At 66.5% G+C, this 25611-nt stretch carries 26 protein-coding genes; 9 read left to right on the forward strand and 17 right to left on the reverse strand.

From position 1 onward, the window contains the following. Position 1: 1 nt before the first annotated feature. From aroB to AC3WOE_RS09690, 8 genes are read right to left on the reverse strand one after another with little or no spacing between them, the layout of a single operon-like run. On the reverse strand, positions 2–1096 hold the full coding sequence (gene aroB, locus AC3WOE_RS09655; RefSeq protein WP_492690040.1) for a 3-dehydroquinate synthase: 1095 nt from the start codon (positions 1094–1096) through the stop codon (positions 2–4). 57 nt (positions 1097–1153) lie between these two features. Then, positions 1154–1693: a shikimate kinase gene (locus AC3WOE_RS09660; RefSeq protein ID WP_492690322.1), complete on the reverse strand. Its 540-nt coding sequence runs from the start codon at positions 1691–1693 to the stop codon at positions 1154–1156. 19 nt (positions 1694–1712) lie between these two features. Next, positions 1713–3899 carry a hypothetical protein gene (locus tag AC3WOE_RS09665; protein WP_492690041.1) on the reverse strand — a complete coding sequence of 729 codons (2187 nt, stop codon included), beginning with the start codon at positions 3897–3899 and terminating at the stop codon, positions 1713–1715. A gap of 59 nt (positions 3900–3958) precedes the next feature. Next, on the reverse strand, positions 3959–6142 hold the full coding sequence (locus AC3WOE_RS09670) for a type IV pilus secretin PilQ (RefSeq protein ID WP_492690042.1): 2184 nt from the start codon (positions 6140–6142) through the stop codon (positions 3959–3961). Then, entirely contained in the window at positions 6139–6663 is a 525-nt protein-coding gene (locus AC3WOE_RS09675) for a pilus assembly protein PilP (protein ID WP_492690043.1), read from the reverse strand. The genes AC3WOE_RS09670 and AC3WOE_RS09675 overlap by 4 nt, the downstream gene beginning before the upstream one ends. Further along, positions 6660–7349: a type IV pilus inner membrane component PilO gene (locus tag AC3WOE_RS09680; protein WP_492690044.1), complete on the reverse strand. Its 690-nt coding sequence runs from the start codon at positions 7347–7349 to the stop codon at positions 6660–6662. The genes AC3WOE_RS09675 and AC3WOE_RS09680 overlap by 4 nt, the downstream gene beginning before the upstream one ends. A 5-nt stretch (positions 7350–7354) precedes the next feature. Continuing rightward, positions 7355–7966: a PilN domain-containing protein gene (locus AC3WOE_RS09685; protein ID WP_492690045.1), complete on the reverse strand. Its 612-nt coding sequence runs from the start codon at positions 7964–7966 to the stop codon at positions 7355–7357. Next, positions 7963–9042, reverse strand: coding sequence for a pilus assembly protein PilM (locus tag AC3WOE_RS09690; RefSeq protein WP_492690046.1), 1080 nt, complete (start codon positions 9040–9042; stop codon positions 7963–7965). Before AC3WOE_RS09690 ends, AC3WOE_RS09685 begins: the two co-directional genes overlap by 4 nt. 296 nt (positions 9043–9338) lie before the next feature. On the opposite strand from AC3WOE_RS09690, the gene AC3WOE_RS09695 reads away from it, so the two are divergent. Beyond that, complete coding sequence (locus tag AC3WOE_RS09695; protein ID WP_492690047.1) at positions 9339–11732, forward strand: penicillin-binding protein 1A; 2394 nt, start codon at positions 9339–9341, stop codon at positions 11730–11732. Between the two features lie 6 nt (positions 11733–11738). On the opposite strand, the gene cyaY is transcribed toward AC3WOE_RS09695, so the two are convergent. Continuing rightward, positions 11739–12071: an iron donor protein CyaY gene (gene cyaY, locus AC3WOE_RS09700; RefSeq protein WP_492690048.1), complete on the reverse strand. Its 333-nt coding sequence runs from the start codon at positions 12069–12071 to the stop codon at positions 11739–11741. Positions 12072–12082: 11 nt separating this feature from the next. On the opposite strand from cyaY, the gene lptM reads away from it, so the two are divergent. Then, the gene (gene lptM, locus AC3WOE_RS09705; protein WP_492690050.1) at positions 12083–12232 is read left to right on the forward strand and encodes an LPS translocon maturation chaperone LptM; all 150 of its coding nucleotides are present in this window, start codon (positions 12083–12085) and stop codon (positions 12230–12232) included. Here lptM and AC3WOE_RS09710 read toward each other — a convergent pair. From AC3WOE_RS09710 to AC3WOE_RS09735, 6 genes are all read right to left on the reverse strand, one after another. After that, positions 12229–13227, reverse strand: a complete 999-nt coding sequence (locus AC3WOE_RS09710; RefSeq protein WP_492690052.1) for an ABC transporter ATP-binding protein — start codon at positions 13225–13227, stop codon at positions 12229–12231. The genes lptM and AC3WOE_RS09710 overlap by 4 nt on opposite strands. Then, positions 13224–14204 (reverse strand): ABC transporter ATP-binding protein, encoded by a 981-nt coding sequence (locus AC3WOE_RS09715; protein WP_492690054.1) that lies wholly within the window; start codon positions 14202–14204, stop codon positions 13224–13226. Before AC3WOE_RS09715 ends, AC3WOE_RS09710 begins: the two co-directional genes overlap by 4 nt. A gap of 5 nt (positions 14205–14209) precedes the next feature. Further along, the gene (locus AC3WOE_RS09720; RefSeq protein ID WP_492690056.1) at positions 14210–15154 is read right to left on the reverse strand and encodes an ABC transporter permease; all 945 of its coding nucleotides are present in this window, start codon (positions 15152–15154) and stop codon (positions 14210–14212) included. Positions 15155–15236: 82 nt separating this feature from the next. Further along, positions 15237–16214: an ABC transporter permease gene (locus tag AC3WOE_RS09725; RefSeq protein ID WP_492690057.1), complete on the reverse strand. Its 978-nt coding sequence runs from the start codon at positions 16212–16214 to the stop codon at positions 15237–15239. A gap of 176 nt (positions 16215–16390) precedes the next feature. Next, on the reverse strand, positions 16391–17596 hold the full coding sequence (locus AC3WOE_RS09730) for a porin (protein ID WP_492690059.1): 1206 nt from the start codon (positions 17594–17596) through the stop codon (positions 16391–16393). Positions 17597–17784: 188 nt separating this feature from the next. Then, positions 17785–18807 (reverse strand): porin, encoded by a 1023-nt coding sequence (locus AC3WOE_RS09735; RefSeq protein WP_492690060.1) that lies wholly within the window; start codon positions 18805–18807, stop codon positions 17785–17787. A gap of 196 nt (positions 18808–19003) precedes the next feature. Between AC3WOE_RS09735 and coq7 the strand changes: the two genes are divergently transcribed. After that, positions 19004–19666, forward strand: a complete 663-nt coding sequence (gene coq7, locus AC3WOE_RS09740) for a 2-polyprenyl-3-methyl-6-methoxy-1,4-benzoquinone monooxygenase (protein WP_492690062.1) — start codon at positions 19004–19006, stop codon at positions 19664–19666. 11 nt (positions 19667–19677) lie between these two features. Here coq7 and AC3WOE_RS09745 read toward each other — a convergent pair whose 3' ends face one another. Continuing rightward, on the reverse strand, positions 19678–20109 hold the full coding sequence (locus AC3WOE_RS09745) for an OsmC family protein (RefSeq protein WP_492690324.1): 432 nt from the start codon (positions 20107–20109) through the stop codon (positions 19678–19680). 305 nt (positions 20110–20414) lie between these two features. Between AC3WOE_RS09745 and ilvA the strand changes: the two genes are divergently transcribed. Continuing rightward, on the forward strand, positions 20415–21935 hold the full coding sequence (ilvA, locus tag AC3WOE_RS09750; protein WP_492690326.1) for a threonine ammonia-lyase, biosynthetic: 1521 nt from the start codon (positions 20415–20417) through the stop codon (positions 21933–21935). A 32-nt stretch (positions 21936–21967) separates the two neighbouring features. After that, complete coding sequence (locus AC3WOE_RS09755; RefSeq protein ID WP_492690063.1) at positions 21968–23044, forward strand: nicotinate-nucleotide--dimethylbenzimidazole phosphoribosyltransferase; 1077 nt, start codon at positions 21968–21970, stop codon at positions 23042–23044. A gap of 19 nt (positions 23045–23063) precedes the next feature. On the opposite strand, the gene AC3WOE_RS09760 is transcribed toward AC3WOE_RS09755, so the two are convergent. Further along, positions 23064–23660, reverse strand: coding sequence for a hypothetical protein (locus AC3WOE_RS09760; protein WP_492690065.1), 597 nt, complete (start codon positions 23658–23660; stop codon positions 23064–23066). A 54-nt stretch (positions 23661–23714) separates the two neighbouring features. On the opposite strand from AC3WOE_RS09760, the gene gspG reads away from it, so the two are divergent. Genes gspG through AC3WOE_RS09780 form a run of 4 tightly spaced genes read left to right on the forward strand, consistent with a single transcriptional unit; the run spans position 23715 to position 25573 of the window. Continuing rightward, the gene (gene gspG / locus AC3WOE_RS09765; RefSeq protein ID WP_492690067.1) at positions 23715–24137 is read left to right on the forward strand and encodes a type II secretion system major pseudopilin GspG; all 423 of its coding nucleotides are present in this window, start codon (positions 23715–23717) and stop codon (positions 24135–24137) included. Continuing rightward, positions 24109–24588, forward strand: coding sequence for a pilus assembly FimT family protein (locus tag AC3WOE_RS09770; RefSeq protein ID WP_492690069.1), 480 nt, complete (start codon positions 24109–24111; stop codon positions 24586–24588). Before gspG ends, AC3WOE_RS09770 begins: the two co-directional genes overlap by 29 nt. Then, positions 24585–24950 carry a type II secretion system minor pseudopilin GspI gene (gene gspI, locus AC3WOE_RS09775; protein ID WP_492690071.1) on the forward strand — a complete coding sequence of 122 codons (366 nt, stop codon included), beginning with the start codon at positions 24585–24587 and terminating at the stop codon, positions 24948–24950. The genes AC3WOE_RS09770 and gspI overlap by 4 nt, the downstream gene beginning before the upstream one ends. Further along, entirely contained in the window at positions 24947–25573 is a 627-nt protein-coding gene (locus tag AC3WOE_RS09780; protein WP_492690073.1) for a PulJ/GspJ family protein, read from the forward strand. The genes gspI and AC3WOE_RS09780 overlap by 4 nt, the downstream gene beginning before the upstream one ends. Positions 25574–25611: the final 38 nt, after the last annotated feature.

Genomic DNA, 25611 nt, shown 5'->3' on the forward strand with positions numbered 1-25611 from the left:
CTCAAGCCGCTCCGTGGGCCACCAGCGTCTCGACGATGCGCGAGTCCGGCACCGAGTGCAGGCCGGCCCGGCCCAGCGCCTCGATGAGGACGAAACGGATCTCGCCCGCCTCGGCCTTCTTGTCCACGCGCATCAGCGACAGATAGCGCTCGGCACCGAGCTTGGGCGGCTGCACCGGCAGCCCTGCCCTTTCGACAAGCCGCTTCAGGCGGGCGACGAAATCCGCCGGCATCAGGCCCATGCGCTGCGACAGGTCGGCCGCCAGCACCATGCCGCAAGCGACGGCCTCGCCGTGCAGCCAGGCACCGTAACCCATGCCGGCCTCGATGGCATGGCCGATGGTGTGACCGAAGTTCAGGATGGCGCGCAGGCCCTGCTCGCGCTCGTCCTGACCCACGACGTCGGCCTTGATCTCGCAGCTGCGCCGCACCGCATAGCCCAGCACCGCCTTGTCACGGGCCAGCAGGGCATCGAGGTTGTCCTCGATCCAGCACAGGAAGGCCGCATCGGCGATGGGCCCGTATTTGATGACCTCGGCCAAGCCGGCGCGCAGTTCGCGGTCGGGCAGGCTGTCCAGCGTGTCGAGGTCGGCGATGACACGCTCGGGCTGGTAGAAGGCCCCGATCATGTTCTTGCCCAGCGGATGGTTGATGGCCGTCTTGCCACCCACCGAGGAGTCGACCTGGGCCAGCAGCGTCGTGGGCACCTGCACAAAGGGCACGCCGCGCATATAGATGGCGGCCGCAAAGCCCGTCATGTCGCCGATGACGCCGCCACCGAGCGCGAACAGCACGGTCTTGCGGTCCAGGGCCTCGCCGAGCAGGTGGTCGCAGATGCGATTCAAGCTGGCCCAGTCCTTGTGCTGCTCACCGTCGGGCAGCACGACGAGGTCGACGCGCTTGTAGACGGCCAGCAGGCGCCCGCGCAGACGAGCGGCATACAGCGGCGCCACGGTCTCGTTGCTGACGATGACGGCTGCAGCCGCCCTGGGCAATTGCTGCCAGCTGGCGGGCTCGTCCAGCAGGCCCGAACCGATGCGGATTTCGTAGTCGCGGTCGTCGGGAAGCTGGATGCGGACGGTATCGGTGGCGGGCATGCGGCCGAGTGTAAGAGGCGCCTCGGCCGCGGCCCTCCGCTTCCCGTCAAGCCGGCATCAAAGCGGCTCGGCGCCGACGGTGGCGGCGACGCGTGCGGGGTCGAGCAGGCCTGCCAGTTCCAGCTGCATCAGCGCCATGTTGACGAGCGCATGCACCGACGGGCGGGCGCTCTCCAGCACGTAGTGGGCGCAGCGGCGGTACAGGGGGTCGCGCTGCTGGTGCAGTTCGCGCAGCTTGGCCAGTGGGTCGCGCACCTGCAGCAGCGGCCGCGTCGTGTCGTGGCGCAGGCGGCGGAACAGGTCCTCGGGCGTGGAGCGCAGATAGAGCACCGTCGCGCCGTTGTGCAGCAGTTCGCGGTTGCGCTCGCGCAGCACCGCTCCGCCACCGGTGGCCAGAACGCACTCGCCGGAGCGGCCGATCAGCTCGGCGATGACTTCGGTTTCGACGTCCCGGAAGGCGTCCTCGCCATGGCGCTCGAAGAACTGCTTGATGGAGCCGCCGATGCGCTGCTCGATTTCATGGTCCGAATCGACAAAAGGCACGCCGATTTGGCGTGCCAGTTGCTTGCCGACGGTGGATTTTCCACCGCCGGGCATGCCCACCAGGGCGATCACATCAGTTGGGTGATTCGCAATCGGTGGACACACGATAAGGGCTGACCTGGAATGCCGGCGGCACGGTCTTGACAGTCATATCCGTCTGTGCGACTGACAGCCATTCATAGGTGGAAAGGTAGTCCTTCGCCTGATCCCGGGCCTTGCTCAAGGCACTCCAAGACAACGACGGCAGAGCCACAGGAACGCCAATGGGATAGTAGGCCGGCGGACTCAAGACACCTGCCGCGGTCACGGTGATCTTGAACTTGACCCAGCTGCCGAGATTCTTCGTGTATTCAAGCTGCAGCACCGCCACGCCATTGGCGTCGGTCTTGGTGGCGCCGACCAGCGTGATGGCCACGTCGGACTTGCGGGGATCAAGCTGCTTGTTGCCGTTGGCGTCTTCGCCGGTGTCGATGACACCATTGCGATTCAGGTCCTCATTCACGCAGAAGGCCGTAACGTATCCCGCTTGGGATAGGGGAAGAGCGGGTGGCGTGGCTTCGCTGCGCACATAGATGCCATTGACATCGTCGAACACATAGCTGCCCTTGCCGTAGCCGCCCAGATCCACCGAGGGCGTGATCTGAACGTCGGGCTTGGGATTGCCGGCGGAGTCGACGACCAGCACGGCGTATTTCTTGACGTAGGTCAGGCCGGAGGGGCCACTCGTGATCGTGTTGTCCGTACCGATGGAAATCGAGACCGGATTCGACACGATGGTCAGCGTGGTGGTCAGCAGATTGGCGGCCGGGCAGGTCGCCACGGTCTCTCCTGCCACGAAATCGCTGGTCTTCCAGCAAGCCCGAATCGTGACCCCGTTCGTGGGGCTGCTGACGCCGCCGGATTTGTAGGTGGTTGTGGCCGTCCCCGAGGGGTCAGACAGCACCGAATTGTTGACCGGGGGCGTCTTGGAGTAGTCCGTCGACCCGATGAAGCCGGTGCCGTTGTCACCCGTCGCATCGAACAGCACGCGCACATTGGTGATGGGCGCATTGCTGCCATCGCGGAAGATGGCGTAAATGGACACTTGGTTACTGGAGTTCGCGGTATTGACCGACACCACGTCTGCCGACAGGTTCAAGGTCTTGGACACGGGCGTCGATCCGGCGGGCGGCACCGTCGTCGCGCCACCCGCGATAGTCACGGTAACCGGGGATTCAATCCCCCCCGCCACGGCCTTGAACTGCAGGATGTCGCCCGGCGCGTTGGGCGCCGTGTAGTTGAAGGTGAAGTCGCCGTTCAGATTGGTGGTGCCCGACTGGGTCGTGACGCCATTGCCCGACACGGTGATGGGAATGTTGCGCATCGGATTGTTGTTCACATCCGACAGGGTGTAGAGCACCTTGCCTGCCTGGCCGGCCGTCACGACCGAGGGCACAGGGCTGGCCTGGGTGAACTGGGTACCGGTCACCTGGAAGGCCGCGGTGGCGGTCAGTCCACCACTTTGTGCCGTCACCGTCACCGTGCGATTGGAATGATTCGAGCCGATGTTGACCGTGCCATTCACCTGCCCGTTGGCACCCGTCTGAGTCGCGTTCGCGATGAGGAATGAACTCGGGGCATTGGCCACCAGTGGCGCGCCATCGGCCACCGACAGCTGGATCGGGACGCCAGCCACGGCATTCTGGTTGGAATCGATGGCGGCTGCCGTGGCGGTCACCTCCGTGCTGCCCGAATTGGTGACGCTGAACGCGCTCAGGCTCAGCGTCAGGCGCGCCGCTTGCGGCGTGGTCGGCGCCGAGTTCTGGACGATGTCGAAGGTCACCGTACGCGTGACTGAACCCGATTTGACGGTGAGCGTCACCGGTCGAACGGACGAGTCCGAACCTTGGGTGATGGTCGCCGTCAGTACGCCCTTGGCATCGGTCGCCGTGCCGTTGGCCGTCACCACGGCATTCGCATTCGCGCCCACGGTGACGGGGACAACGCCTATGGCAGCGCGGTTGCCGTCAATCGACGTGACCGTTGCGGTGATCGAGTCCGTTCCGGAGTTGACCATCGCGGACTTGTTCAACACCACGACCAAGTCTGCCGCCACGGCACTCGCCGCGGTCGGGCTGGACGCCGGGCTGGACGCCGAGCCGTCAAAAACAGGCGTTCCCGCGCTGCCGCCACCACCACCGCAAGCCGTGATGGCTGCGGCGATGAAACCGCCGCCCAAGGCCAGCAAAGCAGACCGGCTCCAAATATCAAACTTCAACATCTCTTTTCACTCCCGTGCGCAGCCAGCGAGGCCGACACATCGTCAATTCAGTGAATCCTTCAGCGCACCGTCTGACGCTCGCTGACGACCTTGGGCGTCAGGAAGATCAGCAACTCGGTCTTCGCCGTCGTGCGGGTCTTGTTCTTGAACAGGTTGCCAAGGATGGGCACATCGCCCAGCAGCGGCACCTTGTTGATGGTCTCACCCTCGTCCTGGGTGTAGATGCCGCCGATGACGACGGTACCGCCGTTCTCGACCAGCACCTGTGTCTGGACGTGCTTGGTGTTGATCGCGTAGCCCTGGGGCGTCAGCGTGCCGCGGCTGTCCTTGTTGACGTCCACGCTCAGGATGACGCCACCTTCGGGCGTGATCTGCGGCGTGACCTCGAGCTTGAGGTTGGCCTTGCGGAACTGCACCGAGGTCGCCCCGCTGGCGGTGGCCACCTGGTAGGGCAGTTCTTCACCCTGCTCGATCAGTGCCTTGACCTGGTCGGCCGTGATGACCCGCGGGCTGGACACGACCTTGCCCTTGCCGTCGGATTCGAGGGCGGAGAGCTCCAGGTTCAGGAAACGATTCGCCGTCGCGCTGAACAGCGACAGGGCCACCTGGGCCGCCGTGCCGCCGCTGAAGGCGTCGGACGAGGTGTTGGCCGGCAGGTTGATGAACTGCGTGTTGTTGTAGTTGGTCGCGGCGCCCTGGTTGGTCTGCGAGCCGACGGCGCTGTAGTTGCCGCCAAGGGTCACGTAGTTGCCGCCCCCGACGCTGTAGCCGGGAATGCCCCCCTGCTGGCCGCGCAGGTCGTTGGCGCCGAGCTTGATGCCCAGCGCGCGACCGAACTTGTCGTTGGCCTCGACGATGCGCGCCTCGATCAGCACCTGGCGAACCGGGATGTCGATCTTGACGATCATGGCCTGGATTTCCTCGAGCTTGCTCGGGATGTCGGACACGAAGAGCTGGTTGGTGCGCGGCTCGAAGATGACGCTGCCGCGCAGGGACAGGATGCGGGTGCCCGTACCTGTGCCGCTGCTGCTGCTCCCGCCGCTACCGCCGCTGGAACTGATGCCCTGGCCCGTCAGGCCCTTGGCGATGTCCTCGGCTCTCACGTAGTTGAGCTGGAAGGACTGGGTGCGCAGCGGCTCGAGCTGGGCGATGGCGGCCTTGGACTCGAGGTCGAGCTTTTCCTTGGCGGCCAGTTCGTCCTTGGGCGCGATCCACAGCACATTGCCGGACTTCTTCAGGCCCAGGCCCTTGGCCTGCATGATGATGTCCAGCGCCTGGTCCCAGGGCACGTCCTTCAGGCGCAGCGTGACGCTGCCGGTCACCGTGTCGCTGGTGACGACGTTGAAGTTGGTGAAGTCGGCGATCACCTGCAACAGGGCGCGCACTTCGATGTTCTGGAAGTTCAGCGACAGCTTGTCACCCGCGTAGCCGGGGCCTTGGGTGAGCTTGTTCGGGTCGATCTTCATCGGCCGGACTTCCAGCACGAACTGGTTGTCGCTCTGGTAGGCGCTGTGCTCCCAGTTGCCCTTGGGCTCGACCACCATGCGCACGCGGTCGCCAGACTGCGACGTCGTGATGGCCTGAACCGGCGTGCCGAAGTCCACCACGTCGATCTTGCGGCGCAGGTTCTCGGGCAGGCTGGAGCGCAGGAATTCCACGACCAGGGTCTGGCCCTGCTGCTGGATGTCGACACCGACCTGGTTGCTCGGCAGGTTGACGATGATGCGGCCGGCATCGTCCGCACCGCGGCGGAAGTCGATGTCCCGCAGCGCCTGGGGCGCCGCGTTCAGACTCTGCGCGAAATGGACGGGTTCCGTGGCGGCGGCAGGCGCCACCTGCGCTGCCGCATCCAGCACGACGACCAGGGCGTTGCCCTCCAGCTTGGCGCTGTAGTTCGACGCATGGCGCAGGTTCAGCACCACCCGGGAGCGTTCACCCGCCTGGGCCACGGCGGCCGAGCGCAGATTGCCCTGGTTGATGTCGACCTGGTTGCGGCCCATGCCGTTCACGACGCCCGGCAGATCGAGGGCGATGCGCGGTGGCGTCTGGACCGTGAAGCCCGTCGGCACGGCCGCCAGGGGTTCGCTCAGTTCGATGCGCACGATCTCCACGCCAGCCTGCTGGCTGGTGTTGATCGCGCGTATCTGCGTCTGCGCCCAAGCCGCCGGCACAGCCAGCAGCGTGAGCGCGAATCCCAGCAACCAGCCACGGCCCATCGACTTGTTCTCCTGCAGTGTCTTCATCGTCCCTTCTCCTGTAGCTGGAGGGTACTGGTGCGCTCGATCCACTCGCCCGCAGCGTCCTGGACGACTTCTCGCAACGTGATTTCGGTCTCGCTGATCTTGGTGATCCGGCCGAAGTTCTGGCCGAGGTATTCCCCGGCCTTGACCTGATACAGCAGGTTGTCGACGCGCAGCAGCGCATAGCGCTTGCCCTCACGCGTCAGGCTGCCCACCATGCTCATGCCGTCCAGCGGATACGCCTCAAGAGGCTCCTTGCGCCGGCTGATCTCGGCCGTCAGCAACGAGTTCGGCTGCGCCGCCTCCTGCTTGATCGCGACGCTGAGCTTCTGCGGGCTGAAGGGGTCCACGCCGGCAGCCGACTCATAGGGCTGCGGCAGGAACTTCTTCGGCGGCAGCAGCGGCGTGACCGTCGTCTTGGCTTCTTTCTGTTCTTGCGCCATCCATTGGCGCAACTCGTCCATGTCGCTGCCGCAACCGGCCAGCGGCAGCAGCACGACGAGGGGCATCAGCAGGCGCTTCATTTCTTGGCTCCCGCCGTCTTGGCCGCGGCCTTCCTCTGCTCGGCGACTTCGCCGGCATCGAGGTAGCGATAGGTGCGCGCCGTGGCTTCCATGCTGAGGGCACCGTTCGCGTCGCGCGGGCCCTGCGGCGCGACGACGACGAGGTTGTGCAGGGTGACGATGCGCGACAGATTGGACACGTCCGCGGCGAAGGCGCCGATGTCGTGATAACGACCCGACACCTTGACCGCGATCGGCAGCTCGGCGTAGTAGTCCTTGACCACGACCTGGCCGGGGCGGAACAGCTCGAATTGCAGGCCGCGACCGACGCCGGCGCTGCTGATGTCGGACAGCAGCGAGTCGATCTCGGCCTTGCCGGGCAGCTGCTTCTCGAGCTGGGTCACGTATTCCTCGACCTGACTCTTCTGCTTGCGCAGCTCGGGCAGGTTGACGGCCTGGCCCAGCTTGTTGTGATAGTCCTGGCGCAGCTGCGGCTCGCGGTCGCGCTCGGCATCCAGGCCGGCTTGCACGTCGGACAGCACGAAGACATAGCCCGCGATGGCCACGGCCAGCATCACGACCAGCGAGGCCGCGAGCTTGGGCAGCAGCGGCCACTGGCCGGGCTCTTTGGGATTGAGGCCCTGGAACTGGCTTGCGAGATCTGCAAACCAGGCGTTCAGGTCGAACTTGGATGTGGAGGTCGCCATGGCGGTCAGCTCTTCTTCGGCGCGGAAGCCGCAGCAGCACCCGGCGCTGCCTCGCGCACCGGCGTCTTGATCGAGACCTTCATCGAGAACTCCAGCAGGCGGCGCTGGTCACGCGTGTTGGTCGTGACGCTGGCCAGCTTGACTTCGATGAGGTCCGGCTTCTCCAGCCATTCCGAGCTGCGCGACACATTGCGCAGAAACTCGGACACGCGCTCGTTCGTCTGGGCGATGCCGCTGATCGTGACGACCTTGGCTTCCTGCCGGATCGCCGTCAGGTAGATGCCCTCGGGTGCGAGGCGCGCGATGTCGTTGAGCAACTGCACCGGCGTGTTGCGGTCGGTCTGCAGGTCCTCGACGGCGCGCTGGCGGGCCTTCAGGGACTCGATCTCGGCCTTCAGGTCGGCGATGTCCTTGATCTGGGCTTCGAGCTTGGTGATCTCGCCCTGGATGTACTGGTTGTGCGACTGCTGTTCCGCGGTCAGGAACTGCAGCATCAGATAGGCCGCCACGACGAGGCCCGCACCTACCAGGCCGGCGAGACCCAGGCCCGCGAAAAAGGCCGCCTTGCGCCGCTTGCGCCGCTCTTCGCGGTAGGGCAGCAGGTTGATCAGGATCACTGGAAGAACCTCCGCATCGCGAGGCCGCAGGCGGTCAGATAGGACGGTGCCTCACGCTGCAGCCTGGACTCCCGCACGGCCGTGCCCATGCCCATGTTCTCGAAGGGATTGACCACCATGCAGGCAAAGCCCGTCAGGTCGGTCACACGCTCCTTCAGGCCCGGCAGCGTTGCCGTGCCGCCGGCCAGCATCACGTAGTGCACCTTGTGATGCGGGGTGCTGGTGAAGAAGTACTGCAGGGCCCGGCCGATTTCCTGAGACAGGCTGTCGACGAAGGGATTCAGCACGCTGGTCTCGTAGTCTTCGGGCAACTCGTTGGCCAGCTTCTTCTGTTCGGCCTCCTCGAAGGAGAAGCCGTACTGGCGTGAAATGAGTTGCGTCAACTGGGATCCCCCGAAGGACTGGTCCCGGTCGTAGAGCAGTTCGTCGTCGCGCAGCACCTTGAGGCTGGTGGTGTCGGCCCCAATCTCGAACAGCGCGACGAGGGCGTCCTTGCCTTCATTGGGCAGGGCCGCGATGAGGCGGCCCATGGCCATGCGCGAGGCGTGGGACTCGATGTCCAGCACGACGGGGCGCAGGCCGGCGGCCTCTGCCAGGCCCTGGCGGTCCTGCACGCGGTCCTTGCGCGACGCGGCGATCAGCACCTCGACGTCACCCACCGAAGTCGGGCTGGGGCCGATGACGCAAAAGTCCAGGCTGACCTCGTCCAGCGAGAACGGGATGTATTGATTGGCCTCGGCCTCGACCTGCAGTTCGAGCTCTTCCTCGCGCAGGCCGGCGGGCAACATGATCTTCTTGGTGATGACGGCCGACTGCGGCATCGCCAGGGCCGCATCTCGCGTCCTGCTGCCGCTGCGCGCCACGACACGACGCACCGCGTCCGCCACCTCGTCGAATTTCTCGATCTGGCCGTCAGCGATCCAGCCCTTCTCGAAGGGCTCGCTCGCGAAACGCTCCAGAACGAATTCGCCGCTCTTGGTCTGGCTCAATTCCACCAGCTTGACGCTGGAAGAACTGATATCCAGGCCAATCAGGGGGGCGTGCTTGCGACCCAAAAGTGCGTCAAGTATTCCCATGCCCTTTATCTCCGAGACGCTCCCCGACACGCGAGTTACGTTCTGGACTATTAATAAGTTACTTGAATGCTAGCAGCAAAGCCGTTGACGCCGAACGGAAATTCGGCGCGAGCTGGTAACGCCACGTTGCTAAACATACACGATTCAACCGACTTGCAAGCTCCTGAAAAACACATGGGAAGCGGTCGTTTGACACGCCGGTCGGTCCCCCTGTCGGTATACAAGGAGGCGTCAACCGCCCTTCCTATAATCCGCCGCCTCCTTCCAACGCGCCCTTGGGCGCGCCCCGCCGGCTCATGAATGACAAGCCCCGCTCCGCTGCATCCAGTCCTTCGCCCGCCGGCACGCCCCCATCTCGCTCCCCCACCCGCCTGAGCTCCCGCCTCGGGCGCTGGGCCTTGTGGGGCCTGGGCCTCATCGGCGGCGGGGCCGTCGCCGTCGTGCTGCTGCTGGCCCTGGGCCTGGCCCTGGCCTACCCCAACCTGCCCGACATCAGCGGCCTGACCGACTACCGGCCGAAGTTGCCCATGCGCGTGCTGTCCAGCGACGGCGTGCTGCTGGGCGAGTTTGGCGAGGAGCGCCGCAACTACCTGCCGATCAAGGAAATCCCCAAGGTCATGCAGGAAGCGGTGTTGGCAATTGAAGACGCGCGCTTCTATCAGCATGGCGGGGTCGACTACCTGGGCGTCATCCGCGCCGGCCTCGCCAACGTCGGCGAATCGCGCAGCCAGGGCGCCTCCACCATCACCATGCAGGTGGCGCGCAATTTCTACCTGTCCACGGAGAAGACCTTCACTCGCAAGATCTACGAGATCCTGCTGGCGCTGAAGATCGAATCGGCCCTCTCCAAGGAAAAGATCCTCGAGATCTATATGAACCAGATCTTCCTGGGCCACCGCGCGCACGGTTTCGCGGCGGCCAGCGAGATCTATTTCGGCAAGCCCCTCGACAAGCTCAGCGTCGCCGAGGCCGCCATGCTGGCCGGCCTGCCCAAGGCGCCGTCGGCCTACAACCCCATCAACAACCCCAAGCGGGCCACCATCCGCCAGCAATACATCATCGAGCGGATGTACGAGACGGGCTACATCACCGAGGAACAGCGCGACGAGGCCAAGGCCGAAAAACTGCGCATCCGCCCGGTGCAGGAATCGGCGTCGCACGCCGAGTTCGTCGCCGAGGCGGCGCGCCAGCTGATCTTCAGCCAGTACGGCGACGAGGCCTATTCGCGCGGCCTGAATGTCTATCTGACGCTGAACAGCGGTGAGCAGAACACCGCCTACCGCGCCCTGCGCCGCGGCATCCTCGACTACGAGAAGCGCCAGGTCTACCGCGGCCCCGAGGCCTATGCCGACCTGCCGAACGACGCCAAGGAAGTCGACGCCCGCGTCGCCCTGGTGCTGGCCGACCACCCGGCCAACGACGAACTGCTGGCCGCTGTCGTGCTCGACGCCGACCCCAAGAAGGTAACGGCAGTGTTGCAAAGCGGCGACGCCATCGCCATCACGGGCGACGGCCTCAAGCCCGCCACCTCCGGCCTGTCGGACAAGGGCAACCCCAAGACCCGCATCCGCCGCGGTGCCGTCATCCGTGTCGTCAAGGGCGTCAAGCAGAAGGACGGCAACGAATGGACCATCACCCAGCTGCCCGAGGTCGAAGGCGCCTTCGTCTCCATGGACCCCAAGACCGGCCAGGTGCACGCCATGGTCGGCGGCTTCGACTACAACAAGAACAAGTTCAACCACGTGACCCAGGCCTGGCGCCAGCCGGGCTCCAGCTTCAAGCCCTTCATCTACTCGGCCGCGCTGGAAAAGGGCTTCACGCCCGCCACCATCGTCAATGACGCGCCGCTGTTCTTCGACGCCGGCACGACGGGCAGCCAGCCCTGGGAACCCAAGAACTACGACGGCAAGTTCGAGGGGCCCATGCCGTTGCGCACCGCCCTGGCCAAGTCCAAGAACATGGTGTCCATCCGCGTGCTGCACTCCATCGGCGTGAAGTACGCGCAGGACTGGATCACCCGCTTCGGCTTCGAGGCCGAGAAGCACCCGGCCTATCTGACCATGGCCCTGGGCGCGGGCTCGGTGACGCCCATGCAGATGGCCCAGGGCTATGCCGTCTTCGCCAACGGCGGCTACCGCGTCAGTCCCCAGCTCATCGCCAAGATCACCGACAACAAGGGCCGCCTGCTCTACGAAGCCTTGCCCGTCACGCTGGCCGACGACGCCCGCGCCATCGAGCCGCGCAATGCCTTCCTGATGAGCAGCCTGCTGCAGGAGGTCACGCGCAGCGGCACGGCGGCGCGCGCCCAGGCCACGCTGAAACGCCCCGACATCTACGGCAAGACCGGCACGACCAACGACTCCATGGACGCCTGGTTCGCCGGCTACCAGAAGGACCTGGTCGCCATCGTCTGGATCGGCTATGACCAGCCGCGCAAGCTCGGCGACCGCGAGACCGGCGGCGGCCTGAGCCTGCCCGTCTGGATCGAGTACATGGGCTTCGCGCTGAAGGGCAAGCCCGTCGACGAGATGACGCCGCCGGAAGGCATCGTCAACGTCAATGGCGAGTGGTTCTACGAGGAGTACACGACCGGCACCGGCGTGCGCGAACTGTCAAACGAACCGGCGGCGGTGCCGGGCGCGGCGACCGAGGACGAGAAGAAGTCCATCCTGGACCTCTTCAAGCGGTAGCGAGGCTCAGGCGCTGAACTTCAGTGCCTGGCCCGACTGCTCGCTGGCGCAGCGCGACAGGCGCGCGCAGAACTCCTGGCCCTCGCGGTCCACCCACTGCGAGCCGTCCCACTTGAAGTGGAAACCGCCCGAGCGCGCGGCCATCCAGAGCTCCTGCAGCGGCGGCTGGGTGTTGAGCACGATCTTGCTGCCCCCCGGCATGCTGAGCTCCAGCAGGCCGCCGGTGCGGTGGGTGTCGATGTCCACCACGTCGTCCTCGAGCCAGGCGTCGATCTGCGCCTCGATGCGGGCGAGCAGGGCATGGGCCTTGGCGTGGTAATCGGCGTCGGACAGGGACATAAACTGGGCGGATGAAGAAGACCGCCGTCAGTGTAGGTGGGCGCCTGATCGCCCTGCTGATCACCCTTACCGCGATTGCGGGTTGTGGGCAGAAGGGGCCATTGATGCTGCCCAAGCCGGCGGGCGCCGCCTCGGCGCCGGCCTCGGCACCGGCGCGCTAGACGGCGCGGCCCTCTTCCACTGCGTGGCAGGCCACGCGCACGCCCTTGATCTCCAGCAGCGCCGGCCGCTCGGCCTTGCAGCGTGCGTTGGCGAGCGGGCAGCGCGGATGAAAGCTGCAGCCGCTCGGCGGATTCAGCGGATTCGGCACCTCGCCCTGCACCGGCGTGCGGGCGCGGCCGGTCATGCGGATGTCGGGAATCGCGTCCAGCAGCATGCGCGTGTAGGGATGCCGCGGCCGCGCGAACAGCTCCGCCTTGTCTGCCACCTCGACCAGGCGGCCGAGATACATGACGCCGACCTGGTCGGCCACGTGGCGCACGACGGCCAGGTTGTGCGAGATGAAGAGATAGGTCAGGCCCTGCTGGCGCTGCAGGTCCTTCATGATGTTGAGGACCTGGGCCTGCACCGACACGTCCAGGGCCGAGGTTGGCTCGTCGCAGACGAGGAACTCGGGCTGGGTGGCGAGGGCTCGCGCGATCGAGATGCGCTGGCGCTGGCCGCCGGAGAACTGGTGCGGGAACTTCTCGGCATCGGCCGGGTTCAGGCCGACCGAGCTGAGCAACTCGGCGACGCGCACGCGGGCCGCGGCTGCATCCTTCACCAGGCCATGCTCGCGCAGCGGCTCGGCGACGATGTCCAGCACCTTCCAGCGCGGGTTCAGCGACGCATAGGGATCCTGGAAGATCATCTGCATGCGCCGGCGCAGCTTCTGCGCGCCGGGGCCGCTCAGGGTCTTGGCGATGTCTTCGCCGTCGAAGCGCACCGCGCCGCGTGTCGCGCCGTAGAGGCCCACCAGCAGGCGCGCCACCGTGCTCTTGCCGCAGCCGCTCTCACCGACCAGGGCCAGGGTCTTGCCGCGCTCGATGCCGAAGGACACACCATCGACGGCATGCACGAAGGCCTTGGGCTTGCGCTCGACAACGCGGTTCAGCCAGGACGGCGACACGTCGAAGATCTTGGCGAGGTCCTGGACCTCGACGAGGGGGGCGCTCATTGCGGAGCCTCCACGGTGACGGGTCGCCAGCAGGCCGCGCTGGTGGCGCCGACCTCGGCCAGTTCAGGCCGCTCGCTGCGGCAGCGGTCGAAGACACGCGGGCAGCGCGGGTTGAAGGCGCAGCCGGGCGGGATGGCCGTCAGCCGCGGCATGGCGCCGTCGATCTGCAGCAGGCGCTCGCGATCCTCGTCCATGGCCGGGATGGAGCCCATCAGGCCGACGGTGTAGGGATGGGCCGGGCGGTGGATGACATCGGCCACGGGGCCGATCTCGGCGATGCGACCGGCGTACATGACGGCCACGCGGTCGCAGGTCTCGGCGATGACGCCCATGTCGTGGGTGACAAGCATGACGGCTGCACCCTGCTCGCGGCAGACCTTCTTCAAGAGCGCAATGATCTGCGCCTGGATGGAGACGTCGAGCGCCGTGGTCGGCTCGTCGGCGACGATGAGCCTGGGATTGGCCGCCAGGGCCAGCGCAATGACGACGCGCTGTCGCATGCCGCCCGAGAACTGATGCGGGAAATGGTCGATGCGGGCCTCGGGCGCCGGGATGCCGGTAGACGCCAGTAGTTCGATGGCGCGGGCACGGGCCTGCGATGCGCTCAGATCCAGATGCGTCGTGATGGTCTCGACGAGCTGGCGGCCGACCGTGTAGAGCGGGTTCAGCGAGGTCAGCGGGTCCTGGAAGACGGCACCGATCTCCTTGCCGCGGATGCGGCGCATTTGCTGATAGGGCAGGTTGTCGATGCGCCGGCCGGCCAGCTTGATCTCGCCGGCAGCAATGCGGCCCGGCGGATCGAGCAGGCCGATGATGGCCGCGCCGGTCAGCGACTTGCCGGCGCCGGACTCACCGACGACGCCGAGAATCTCGCCCGGCGCGATCGAGAAGGAGATGTCGTCCAGCGCCAGCAGCGTGCCGCGGCGCGTCGGGAACTCCACCCGCAGGTGGCTGACTTCGAGCAATGAGGCCGTCATCGCAATCAACGCAGCCTGGGGTTGAGCGCGTCGCGCAGCCAGTCGCCGAGCAGGTTCACGCTGAGCGTGATCAGCACCAGGGTCAGGCTGGGCCAGGCGGTGATCCACCACTCGCCCGAGAACAGATAGTCGTTGCCGTTGCGGATCAGCGTGCCGAGGGACGGACTGGTGGCCGGCACGCCGACACCGAGGAAGGACAGCGTCGCCTCGGTGATGATGGCCGAGGCGATCTGGATGGTGGCCAGCACCAGCACGGGCCCGAGCACGTTCGGCAGCACATGGCGGCGCATGATGCGCAGCGAACCGACGCCGATGACGCGAGCGGCCTGCACGTATTCCTTGTTGCGCTCCACCAGCGTCGAGCCGCGCACGGTGCGCGCGTACTGCACCCAACCCGTCAGCGCGATGGCCAGCACGAGGACAACGAAGGCCAGCATGTCGGGCGCGTGCGGGAAGAGGCTGCGGCCGACGCCGCTGATCATCAGCGCGACCAGGATGGACGGGAAGGACAGCATCACGTCGCAGATGCGCATGATGAAGGCATCGGTCCGGCCGCCGACAAAGCCGGCCAAGAGGCCGAGGCTGACGCCGATCAGGATGGACAGCAGCACCGAGGCGATGCCGACCAGCAGCGAGATGCGCGCGCCGTACATCAGCGCCGACAGGATGTCGCGACCCTGGCCGTCAGTGCCCAGGCTGTAGCGGGCCTCGCCGCCTTCGACCCAGGCCGGCGGCTTCAGCGAATCCAGCAGCTCCAGCGTCGCCAGATCGAAGGGGTTGTGAGGCGCGACGACTTCGGCAAACAGCGCGCAGACGAAGCAGACCAGCGCAATGATGGCTGCCAGCATCGCCACCGGCGAGCTCCGGAAGGAATGCCAGACGTCGCCGTCGAAAAAGCCGCGCAGCGCGGACGCCGAGGGCGTGGGATTGGGGTTGGCGTCAACGGCCATGGTCAGTGACGCCCGGCCGCCCGAAGGCACTGACGCGTCCCCTCGGGGGGCAGAGAGCGAAGCGAGCGTGGGGGCTGCATATTCAGTGGGCCTTGCCTTCGACGCGCAGGCGCGGGTCGACGGTGAAATAAAGCAGATCGACGCCGAGGTTGATGACGACGAAGATCAGCGAGATCAGGCAGAGATAGGCCGCCATGACGGGGATGTCGGCGAACTGCACGGCCTGGATGAAGAGCAGGCCCATGCCGGGCCACTGGAAGACCTGCTCGGTGATGATGGCGAAGGCGATCAGCGAGCCGAGCTGCAGGCCGGTGATGGTGATGACGGGCACCAGCGTGTTCTTCAGCGCATGCCCGAAGTAGACGCTGCGGTTGGTCAGGCCGCGGGCGCGGGCGAAGCGGATGTAGTCGGTGCGCAGCACTTCCAGCATCTCGGCACGCACCAGCCGCATGATCAAGGTCAGCTGGAAAGCCGACAGCGTGAAGGCCGGCAGGATCAGGTGCAGCAGCCCGTCGCGGGTCAGGAGCCCCGAAGTCCACGAACCGAAGGCCACGACCTCGCCGCGGCCGAAGCTGGGCAGCCACTTCAACTCCACCGCGAAGACCCAGATCAGCACGATGCCGATGACGAAATTGGGCAGACTGACGCCGAACAGCGTGCCCGTCATCAGCAGCTGTGCGCTGGCCTTGCCGCGCCGCAGCGCCGCAAACACGCCGAGCGGGATGCCAAGGCCGAGGGCGATCAGGCCGGCCACCAGGGCCAGTTCCAGCGTCGCCGGAAAGCGCTCGGCAATCAGCGCCGAGACCTTGCGCCCTTGCCTCAGGCTGATGCCGAACTCACCCTGGACCGCGTTGCCGGCGAAGCGGGCGAACTGCACCGGGAAGGGCTGGTCCAGGCCCAGGTCCTTGCGCAATGCGACGCGCTGCTCCTCGGTCGCATCCTGACCCAGCAGATTGGTGACGGGATCGCCGACGAACTGGAACAGCATGAAGGCGATGAAGGCCACCGACAGCATGACAACCAGGGCCTGGACCAGGCGGCGAAGAATGAAGACCAGCATGAAGACAGATGAGCGGGCGCGTCACTGCGCCGCGCGAAGGCGGGATCATGGCGAAGTGCAGGGGCTGGAGCTTCCCGGGAAAGCCCTAGCGTGCACGCGGGCGCAACCACCAATGAAAACGGGCCGCTTTCGCGGCCCGTCGAGACGTCTGGCGAGGCCTGGGCCCCGCAAGGACATCAGAAGCGGTGACGCAGGCCCACCATCGCGCCGCCACGACGGCCGGCGTTGTTCAGGAAGAGCACCTCGCCCTTCAGCTTGGTGTAGTCCATTTCCAGGTAGGCGTCGGTGCGCTTGGAGAACGCGTAGTCCAGCACGACAGCCATGAAGGTCGCCTTGGACTTGGTGTTGGCGTCCGTCGAGAAGCCCAGGGCATTGCGGAACGGAACCGCCAGGTTCTGCACCGTGCCGAAGTGGGTCTGCTCCGTCAGCCACACGTTGCCGCCGACGTTCAGCTGAGGGGTCAGCTGATACGTCGCGCCAAACATCAGCATGGTGCGCTTGTTGATGTCGGCCGAGTCCGTGTTGAACACGTTGGCGCCCAGGATGCCGCTGGTGTAGGCACCGCGGGTCGTCAGGGCGATGTTGGCCAGGGAACCCGGGGCGGCCGAGGCAGCGAAGGCCCCGGCGCTGGTCTGGTTCAGCAGCGTGAAGGGGTTCTCGAACTTGTTCTCGCCCCACGAAGCGTGCACGTACAGCGGGCCTTCGGTGTAGGAGGCGCCCAGGACCATGGCCTTGATCTTCTTGCCGGTCTGCTCGGTGGCCTGCAGGTAGGCACCACCGGCGCCGAACTTGCCGTCGCTGTAGCGGACCAGGCCGCCGATGGTCTTGTTGGGCTGGGCAGCAGCAGCGCCCGACTGGCCTTCGCCAGCGCTCACCTGGACTTCGGCGTAGAAGTTGCCGACCTGGGCCAGGTACTTGACCATATTGTCCTGGCGGGCCGTGAAGGACATGCCGATTTCGGGCTTGTAAGCCTCGATATAGGGCGAGTAGCGGAAGGAAGCGAAGGTCGACGTGTAGAGGTCGAACAGGATGTTGTACTGACGACCCAGGCGGATCTGGCCGAGGTCATTGGACTGCAGGCCAACCCAGGCCTGACGCCAAAAATCGGTGGCGGAGGAGGCAGCGCCGGTATCCGAATTCAGGCGGTGCTCCATGTTCACCAGGGCCTTGAGGCCGCCGCCCATATCTTCGGTGACGTTCACGCCCAAACGGCTTTGAGACATGCCGCCGGGGACCAATTGCTTCTGTGCGACGCCCGGATTGGCGTTGGTGGTGTAACGCGCAGCAGCGTCCACGATGCCATACAGGGTCACGCTGGACTGGGCCCAAGCGGAAGAAGTGCAAGCGGCCAGAGCGGCGACTGCCAGAGCGGCTTTTTTCATCAAGGTTGTCTCCTGCGAAGAAAAGTGAACCTTTTCATTCTCAGGGATGCGCCCTGCCATAACGCCGGGTCTGTTGTTGATTACCCACAGCGATTCCCCTGTCTCTTGCGGGACAACAACCGGACAAAAGAAAAGCCGCCCGAAGGCGGCTTTGGCTGAGTCGGCAGCGGCCCGCAGGCCGCGCGTCATCAGAAGCTGTGGCGGACGCCGACGTCGTAGCCGGTCGACTTCTGACCATTCGCCGTGGCGGCAGGTGCGCCACCCAGAGCGAAGCGCGTCGTGCCGTCGTTCTTGAGCTGGGCGAACGTCGTGTACAGCGCAGTGCGCTTGGACAGGTTGTAGACGTAGCCGACAGCGAACAGCTTGGGCGTGCCGACCGTGGCAAAGCCGGTCTCGCCGCTGGTCTTGGCTTCGCTGTAGGAACCCCACAGTTGGCCTTGGCCCAGAGGAGCCGTCAGCGAGGCCGTCAGGACTTGCTGCTTGCGCGACAGGTACTTGGTTTCCGTGTAGGACAGCGACGGGCGGATCACGCCGAAGTCGTAGGCCGCGCCAATCGAGGCCAGCTTGAACTTGCTGGTGTCAGCGGCGTTGGACGTGCTGGCATAGGCGCCCGACACGTGCAGGGGACCCTGCTTGTAGCCCAGACGGACCGACTGGCCCTTGTTGGTGCCCACGCCTTCACCGGCGGAGACATCCACGCCGCCGTAGAAGCCGCCGAGGTTGTTCGGCAGCGAGTACGACACGAGGTTGTCGGCGCGGCCGAAGGAGGTGCCATTGCCGCTGCCCAGGTTGCTGTACAGCACGCTGACGCTGCCCAGACCGGTGAATGCGGACGGATCGAAGTCTTCGACGTGCAGGCGCGAAACGGTCTTGTTGCGGCCCAGACGGACTTCACCGAAATCACCAGCCAGGCTCACCGTGGCACGGCGACCCCAGAAGGCGCTGCCGCCACCGGCCACGCCCGTGTCGGTGTCGACTTGGGATTCCAGCCAGAAGCCAGCCTTCAGGCCGCCACCCAGATCTTCAGTGCCGCGCACGCCGAAACGGCTGGTGTTCAGGCCGCTGGAATCCAGCTTCTTGACCGTCAGGCCGCCGGTCTTGACGTACTTCATGTCGGCATCGATGACGCCAAACAGGGTGACGGAGGATTGCGCAACGGCAGCGCCGCCGGTAAGACCGAGGACGGCCAGGGCAATCAGAGCTTTCTTCATTCGATACTCCTAGGTATTCATCCGAGACGCCGGCCGAAAAGGGACTGGGCGCCCACCTCCTGTGAGGAAGTGCGCGTATTCCACCAGAGCTTGGGGGCCCTCGGGAATTCACGGATATGAAATTGTGTGTTGCCGTTGCTGAACGACAACGTCATCCCTAGTTCATGATTTCTTCATGGCAACACTGCTTAACTGAATGCATCCGCCTGCAAGCAACATTGATTCCCGGCGCCTGAATTTGAAGGACCGTTGGCTCAGCGCTCTGGATTCCGGCTTGCGCACGGTATTTGCGCCGACCCGGGCAAGTCGCCCGTCGCCGGCGGCAGGTGAGGAGGCGGCGGAGATGACGCCACAGCAAAGGCAGGAGGCCGGCGCGCTGATGCGCGTCAACCATGTCGGCGAGATCTGCGCGCAGGCCCTGTATCAGTCGCAGGCCCTGTTCAGTCGCAGCGCGGAGTTGCGCCAGCATTTCGAAGCCGCCGCCGAGGAAGAGCTTGACCATCTCGCGTGGACGGCCCAGCGCATTGCCGAATTGGGCACCCACACCAGCCATCTCGCACCGCTTTGGTGGGCCGGCGCCTTCGCCTGGGGCAGCCTCGCCGGCCTGGCAGGCGACAAATGGAGCCTGGGCTTTGTCGTGGAAACCGAACGTCAGGTCGAGGCCCACCTCGCCTCGCACCTGGACCGACTGCCCGACGAGGACCGCCCCTCACGCGCCATCGTCGACCAGATGAAGCGCGAGGAGGCCGAGCATGCCGACGCAGCCGTCGCGGCGGGCGCCCAGCCGCTGCCCGCCCCTGTCCAGGAGCTGATGCGTGCGGCGGCCAAGGTCATGACGACCGTGGCCCACCGCGTCTGATCAAACCTGGCTCAGACCTCAGCGACCTCGAAGGACGTGCTGATGGCCGAGGTCTTGGCCAGCATGGCCGTCGCCGAGCAGTATTTCTCGTGCGACAACGCCACGGCGCGCTCGACGATCTCGGGCTTGAGCCCCTTGCCGCTGACGATGAAGTGGAAATGGATGGCCGTGAAGACCTTGGGATCGCTGGTGGCGCGCTCGGCCTTCAGCGTGACCCTGCAACCGCGCACATCGTGGCGGCCGCGCTTGAGGATGAGGACCACGTCATAGGCCGTGCAGCCGCCGGTGCCGGCCAGCACGGTTTCCATGGGCCGCGGCGCCAGGTTGCGGCCGCCGCCGTCGGGCGCACCGTCCATGGACAGCACATGACCGCTGCCGGTCTCGGCGACGAAGCTCATGCCACTCGGGCCTTCAGGACCCAGCCAGCTGACGGTGCATTCCATGGTCATCTAGAGTCAAAGCTCCAATTCGTTCACGAAAAATATTGCAGCGCAGCATAACTCGGCGCTAAACTGCCACCCAAGCGAAAACGTTTTCGCACCGATTGTCTCCTCCACCGCCTCCATGGTGGATTCAACCCGAGCTTGCAAGAGCTCGGGTTTTTTTTCGCCGAAGGCAGACAGCGGCGCCGCGTGAAGGGTTCCCCCTATCATGCGGCGCCGCAACAAGACTGTTTGGAGACCCGATGAGCTCGCCCTCGCGACGCCGCCCGTCCGCCGCCAAGGCGACGACGCCCCAGGTGCCCGCGATGCTGCCGCCCGGCAGCAGCTATCTGCAGCGAATTCTGAACGCCCGGGTCTACGACGTCGCCCGCGAAACCACGCTCAGCCCGGCCCCCAAGCTCTCCAAGCGCCTGTCCAACAAAGTCTGGCTCAAGCGCGAGGACGAGCAGGACGTCTTCAGCTTCAAGCTGCGCGGCGCCTACAACAAGATGGCCCATCTGTCGGCCGAGCAGCGCGCCGCCGGCGTCATCTGCGCCTCGGCCGGCAACCATGCCCAAGGCGTGGCCCTGTCAGCCAAGAAGCTGGGCTGCCGCGCCGTCATCGTGATGCCGGTGACCACCCCCCAGGTCAAGGTCGACGCGGTGCGCAGCCACGGCGGCGAGGTGGTGCTGTTCGGCGAAAGCTTCACCGATGCCTACGGGCATGCGAAGGAACTGGAAGACCAGCAGGGCCTGACCTTCGTCCACCCCTTCGACGATCCCGACGTCATCGCCGGCCAGGGCACCATCGCCATGGAGCTGCTGCGCCAGCATCCCGGTCCCATCGACGCCATCTTCGTCGCCATCGGCGGTGGCGGCCTCATCTCGGGCGTCGCTGCCTACGTCAAGGCGCTGCGTCCCGAGATCAAGATCATCGGTGTGCAGACGACCGACTCCGACGCCATGCTGCGCTCGGTCAAGGCCGGCAAGCGCGTCACCCTCACCGACGTCGGCCTGTTCGCCGACGGCACCGCCGTCAAGCTGGTCGGCGAGGAGACTTTTCGCATCGCCCGCGAGCTGGTCGACGACTACATCGTCGTCGACACCGATGCCGTCTGCGCCGCCATCAAGGATGTATTCGAGGACACCCGCTCCATCCTCGAGCCCTCGGGCGCGATGAGCGTCGCTGCCGCCAAGCAATACGTCGCCAAGACCGGCGCGAAGGGCCAGACCCTGGTGGCCATCACCTGCGGCGCCAACATGAACTTCGACCGCCTGCGCTTCGTCGCCGAGCGCGCCGAGGTCGGCGAGCAGCGCGAGGCCCTGTTCGCCGTCACCATCCCCGAGGCGCGCGGCAGCTTCAAGCGCTTCTGCGAGCTGCTCGGCCCGCGCAGCGTCACCGAATTCAACTACCGCATCGCCGACGCCCAGGTCGCCCACATCTTCGTCGGCATCGCCATCTCCAAGCCCGACGAGGCCGCCAAGCTGGCCCGCACCTTCAGCAAGGCCGGCTTCGAGACCCTGGACCTCACCAATGACGAGTTGGCCAAGCAGCACATCCGCCACATGGTGGGAGGCCGCAGCGAACTGGCACGGAACGAGCGCCTGTACCGCTTCATCTTCCCGGAGCGGCCGGGCGCGCTGATGCGCTTCCTGTCCAGCATGCACCCGGACTGGAACATCAGCCTCTTCCACTACCGCAACCAGGGCGCGGACTATGGCCGCATCCTCGTCGGCATCCAGGTTCCCAAGGGCGACGCCGGGGCCTTGCGCGAGTTCCTCGATGGCCTGAACTACCCCTTCGAGGACGAAACCGCCAATCCGGTCTACCGCTTGTTCCTCGGTTGAGTTGAAATGCGGGGTCTGACAACGCCTGCGCCATGACCGTCGCCCAACAGTCGCTGATCTCCCCCACCGCCAACCCCGAGCTGGAAAAGGCTTTGCGTGACCGCGTCGACCGGCGCTCGGCCATCGCTGGCGGCCTCGGCGAACTGGAGCCGCTGGCCGTGCGCCTCGGGCTCGTGCAGAACAGCCTCACGCCGCGCTTCCGCGACCCGGTGCTCGGCCTGTTCGCCTCCGACCATGGCATCGTCGTCGACGGTGTCGGCGCCCAATGGGGCCGCGCCACCAGGGACCAGGTGCAGATGGCCCTGCACGCCCAGCTGCCGGTGTCGGTCTTCGCCCGGCTGCAGGGCCTGCACCTGACCGTCGTCGACTGCGGCGTTGCCGAGAACCTGCCGCCCCATGCCCGCCTGCTGGCGCGCAAGGTCGCCCACGGTACGCGCAACGCGCGCACCGCGCACGCCATGACCGTCGAGCAGGCCCACGCCGGCGTGCGCGTCGGCATGGAGATCGCCGACAACCTGCCCGGCAATGTGCTGGCCTGCGCCGCCATGGGCCAGGGCTCGCCCGAATGCGCCGCGCTGGTGCTGGCCCGGTTGTCCGATCAGTCCGTGCGTGACTTCATCGTCTCCGGCCCGACCATGCGCCAGGACGACCTGGTGCATCTGCTGGACGTGCTGCAGGGCGCGCTGGCCCGCCACCGCGACGCCAAGGAGGCCATGGACATCCTCGCGGCCTTTGGCGGCCACGAGATCGCCGTCATGGTGGGCGCCATGCTGGTCGCGGCCAGCAAGCGCAGCCTCATCATCGTGGACGGCATCGCCGCCTGCGCGGCCCTCAAGCTGGCGTCGCTGATCTGCGCGCCGGTCACCGACTACGCCGTGTTCTGCCGCAGCCATGTGCACCGCGGCCTGGACGAAGCCCTCGCCCTCTTCCACGCCTCGGCGCTATTGGAGCTGGGCATGGACAGTGCCGACGGCACCGGTGCGGCGCTGGCCTGGCCCATGATCCGCGCCGCAGCGGCCCTGCTGACCGACCTGCACGAGGTCGCCGAGGCCCGCGTCGCCCCGTCGCGCCCCGAGCCCGGCGCCCACGTGCCGACGCTGGGCGCCTAGGGTCGGCCCGGCGGCCGCCTCAGCGCTGCTCGTCGTTGCGTGTCGTCGGCACGGCACCCGCCGGCGGCACATTGGCGCGCAGCGGCACGCCCTGGGCATTCTGTGACGGGTTGGGCGGCGGATTCGGATTGCCACCCAGCACGACCGGTGACGGCGCGGCCGGCACCAGAGCACCCGTGGCCGGCGCCGCCGGCGGGCTGATCTGCAGGACCTGGCTGGGCGCCTGGCCGAGTCGACCCAGGCTCGCGCTGCGCACATCCACCCGCAGCAGCGACAGCTCGCCATCGACGACTGCCCCGACGCGCACCGTGCGCGGCACGCCGTCCACCTCGATCAGCGCCACGCCCTCGCCGGCCTCGGCCGCCTTGGCGTTCTTGGGCGCCACGACCCCGAGCAGGCGCAGGCGCGTGGACGCCGCCACCTCGGGTTCGGGCACCGTCTCCGCCACCGTCACGCCAAGCAGCCGCGACAGGTCGACCTGTCCGCCGCGCGCCTCGCCGGCCGGCAGCACCGAAGCCGGCATGGGCAGCGGCCGCGCCATGAGTTGCAGGCTCCAGTAAGCCACCGAGCCGCCCAGCAGCAGCCACACCGTAAACGCCATCGTTCGAGCAAGCATGGCCCATTATGATGGTCCGCTCACCCCAGCTCCGCGCTTCCACGCTTTCCTGACATGCGCCGATCCTCTCTTGCCCGCGGCTTCACGCTGATCGAACTGCTGGTCGTGCTCGTCATCATCGGCGTGCTCGCAGCCCTCGTCGTGCCCAATGTGCTGGACCGTGCCGAGGACGCCCGTGTCACGGCAGCCCGTACCGACGTCAACAACCTGATGCAGGCACTCAAGCTGTACAAGCTCGACAACCAGCGCTATCCGAGCTCGGAGCAAGGCCTGGACGCCCTCGTGCACAAGCCCACCGCCGGCAACCCGCCGCCGAACTGGAAGCCCTATCTCGAGAAACTGCCCAATGACCCCTGGGGCCACCCCTATCAGTTCGCCAATCCGGGCGTGAAGGGCGAGGTCGATGTCTACAGCTTTGGCGCCGACGGCCGCGCCGGCGGCGAGGGTCGTGACGCCGACATTGGCTCCTGGCAGTAAGCCGCGCCGCGCAGCAAGCGGCTTCACGCTGATCGAATTGCTCGTCGTGGTGGCGTTGATCGCCATCACGAGTGCGACCATCACGCTGGCCCTGCGCGACCCCGCCGAACTGCAGCTGCAGCGCGAGGCCCAGCGCCTGGCCGCGCTGCTGGAAACCGCGCGCGCCGAAAGCCGCGCCTCGGGTCTGTCCGTGCACTGGATTCCCAAGGGCCTCAAGAACGAAGACGACTTCCGCTTCGAAGGCCTGCCGCGCACCATCCAGCTGCCGACGCGCTGGCTGGGCGAACCGGTGGCCGTGCTGATCGAGAACGCCACGGCCGCCAACCCCGGCCTGACCCTCGGCCCCGAACCCATCATTCCCGCCCAGCGCCTGCGCCTGCAACTCGGCAGCCAGCGCCTCGTGCTGGCCACCGACGGGCTCGCCGCCTTCGACATCGTGCCCCCGCCATGAAACGCGAAAAAGGCTTCACGCTGATCGAGGTCCTGGTCGCGCTGGTCATCGTCGGCATCGCCCTGGGCGCTGGCATCAAGGCCGCCGGCGCCCTGACCAACAATGCCGAACGCCTGGCCCAGGTCAGCGCCGGCCAGTGGTGCGCCGAGAACCTGCTGACCGAGTTGCGCCTGTCCAAGCAGTTTCCCGACATCGGCGAATCGCCCTTTGGCTGCGAGCAGCTCGGTCGCGCCTACACCGGCAAGCTCAGAGTCAGCCCCACGCCCAACCCGCTGTTCCGCCGCGTCGACGCCGACGTGGTCGACGACCAGGGCCGCCCGGTGCTGACCCTGTCCACCATCATGGGAAGGTTCCAAGGGTGAAGACGCGCGGCTTCACCCTCGTCGAAGTGCTGGTGGCCCTGGTCGTCATGGCGACCATGGCGGCCATGGCCTGGCGCGGCATCGACGCCCTGGTCCGAAGCCGCGAGATCGCCCAGGCCCACCTGGCCCAGACCGCGCGGCTGCAGACGGTGCTGGCTCAATGGGAGGTCGACCTGCGAGCCCTGCAGGACAGCCACAGCACCGTGCAGCCCATCGCCTTCGATGGCGGCAACCTGGTGCTGACCCGCCAGGCGCCCACCGGCCTCCAGGTCGTCGTCTGGAGCCTGCGCGAGGGCAGCCTGTGGCGTTGGGAGAGCCCGGCCCAGCGCACCGTGCAGGACCTGGAAGACCAGCGCCAGCGCGGCCTGCAGCAGCTGGCCCAGCGCAACCCCGCGCTGCGTGCCTTCGACGGCGTGGCCGGCTGGCAGTTCTACTGCTTCTGGGACAACGCCTGGAGCAACTGCCAGTCCACCGGCAGCAACAACGGCAACGGCAACGCCGGCCCGGTCAACCCCAAGACGCTGACGCGGCCGCCCGACGGCCTGCGCGTGGCCATGCAGTTCGCCGAAGGCAGCGGCCTGGCCGGCACGCTGACGCGCGAGCTGGAGGTCACCGTCCGATGAATCCGCCGCGCTCACTTCAGGTTCCTATTCCGGGCCGA

Source organism: Roseateles sp. FW305-36 (assembly GCF_058787015.1).

Coding starts and splice junctions, on each gene's coding strand:
- aroB (WP_492690040.1), bottom strand. CDS start 1,096: ATGCCCGCCACCGATACCGTCCGCATCCAGCTTCCCGACGACCGCGAC.
- AC3WOE_RS09660 (WP_492690322.1), bottom strand. CDS start 1,693: ATGCCCGGCGGTGGAAAATCCACCGTCGGCAAGCAACTGGCACGCCAA.
- AC3WOE_RS09665 (WP_492690041.1), bottom strand. CDS start 3,899: ATGTTGAAGTTTGATATTTGGAGCCGGTCTGCTTTGCTGGCCTTGGGC.
- AC3WOE_RS09670 (WP_492690042.1), bottom strand. CDS start 6,142: ATGAAGACACTGCAGGAGAACAAGTCGATGGGCCGTGGCTGGTTGCTG.
- AC3WOE_RS09675 (WP_492690043.1), bottom strand. CDS start 6,663: ATGAAGCGCCTGCTGATGCCCCTCGTCGTGCTGCTGCCGCTGGCCGGT.
- AC3WOE_RS09680 (WP_492690044.1), bottom strand. CDS start 7,349: ATGGCGACCTCCACATCCAAGTTCGACCTGAACGCCTGGTTTGCAGAT.
- AC3WOE_RS09690 (WP_492690046.1), bottom strand. CDS start 9,042: ATGGGAATACTTGACGCACTTTTGGGTCGCAAGCACGCCCCCCTGATT.
- AC3WOE_RS09695 (WP_492690047.1), top strand. CDS start 9,339: ATGAATGACAAGCCCCGCTCCGCTGCATCCAGTCCTTCGCCCGCCGGC.
- cyaY (WP_492690048.1), bottom strand. CDS start 12,071: ATGTCCCTGTCCGACGCCGATTACCACGCCAAGGCCCATGCCCTGCTC.
- lptM (WP_492690050.1), top strand. CDS start 12,083: ATGAAGAAGACCGCCGTCAGTGTAGGTGGGCGCCTGATCGCCCTGCTG.
- AC3WOE_RS09710 (WP_492690052.1), bottom strand. CDS start 13,227: ATGAGCGCCCCCCTCGTCGAGGTCCAGGACCTCGCCAAGATCTTCGAC.
- AC3WOE_RS09715 (WP_492690054.1), bottom strand. CDS start 14,204: ATGACGGCCTCATTGCTCGAAGTCAGCCACCTGCGGGTGGAGTTCCCG.
- AC3WOE_RS09720 (WP_492690056.1), bottom strand. CDS start 15,154: ATGGCCGTTGACGCCAACCCCAATCCCACGCCCTCGGCGTCCGCGCTG.
- AC3WOE_RS09725 (WP_492690057.1), bottom strand. CDS start 16,214: ATGCTGGTCTTCATTCTTCGCCGCCTGGTCCAGGCCCTGGTTGTCATG.
- AC3WOE_RS09730 (WP_492690059.1), bottom strand. CDS start 17,596: ATGAAAAAAGCCGCTCTGGCAGTCGCCGCTCTGGCCGCTTGCACTTCT.
- AC3WOE_RS09735 (WP_492690060.1), bottom strand. CDS start 18,807: ATGAAGAAAGCTCTGATTGCCCTGGCCGTCCTCGGTCTTACCGGCGGC.
- coq7 (WP_492690062.1), top strand. CDS start 19,004: ATGCATCCGCCTGCAAGCAACATTGATTCCCGGCGCCTGAATTTGAAG.
- AC3WOE_RS09745 (WP_492690324.1), bottom strand. CDS start 20,109: ATGGAATGCACCGTCAGCTGGCTGGGTCCTGAAGGCCCGAGTGGCATG.
- ilvA (WP_492690326.1), top strand. CDS start 20,415: ATGCTGCCGCCCGGCAGCAGCTATCTGCAGCGAATTCTGAACGCCCGG.
- AC3WOE_RS09755 (WP_492690063.1), top strand. CDS start 21,968: ATGACCGTCGCCCAACAGTCGCTGATCTCCCCCACCGCCAACCCCGAG.
- AC3WOE_RS09760 (WP_492690065.1), bottom strand. CDS start 23,660: ATGCTTGCTCGAACGATGGCGTTTACGGTGTGGCTGCTGCTGGGCGGC.
- gspG (WP_492690067.1), top strand. CDS start 23,715: ATGCGCCGATCCTCTCTTGCCCGCGGCTTCACGCTGATCGAACTGCTG.
- gspI (WP_492690071.1), top strand. CDS start 24,585: ATGAAACGCGAAAAAGGCTTCACGCTGATCGAGGTCCTGGTCGCGCTG.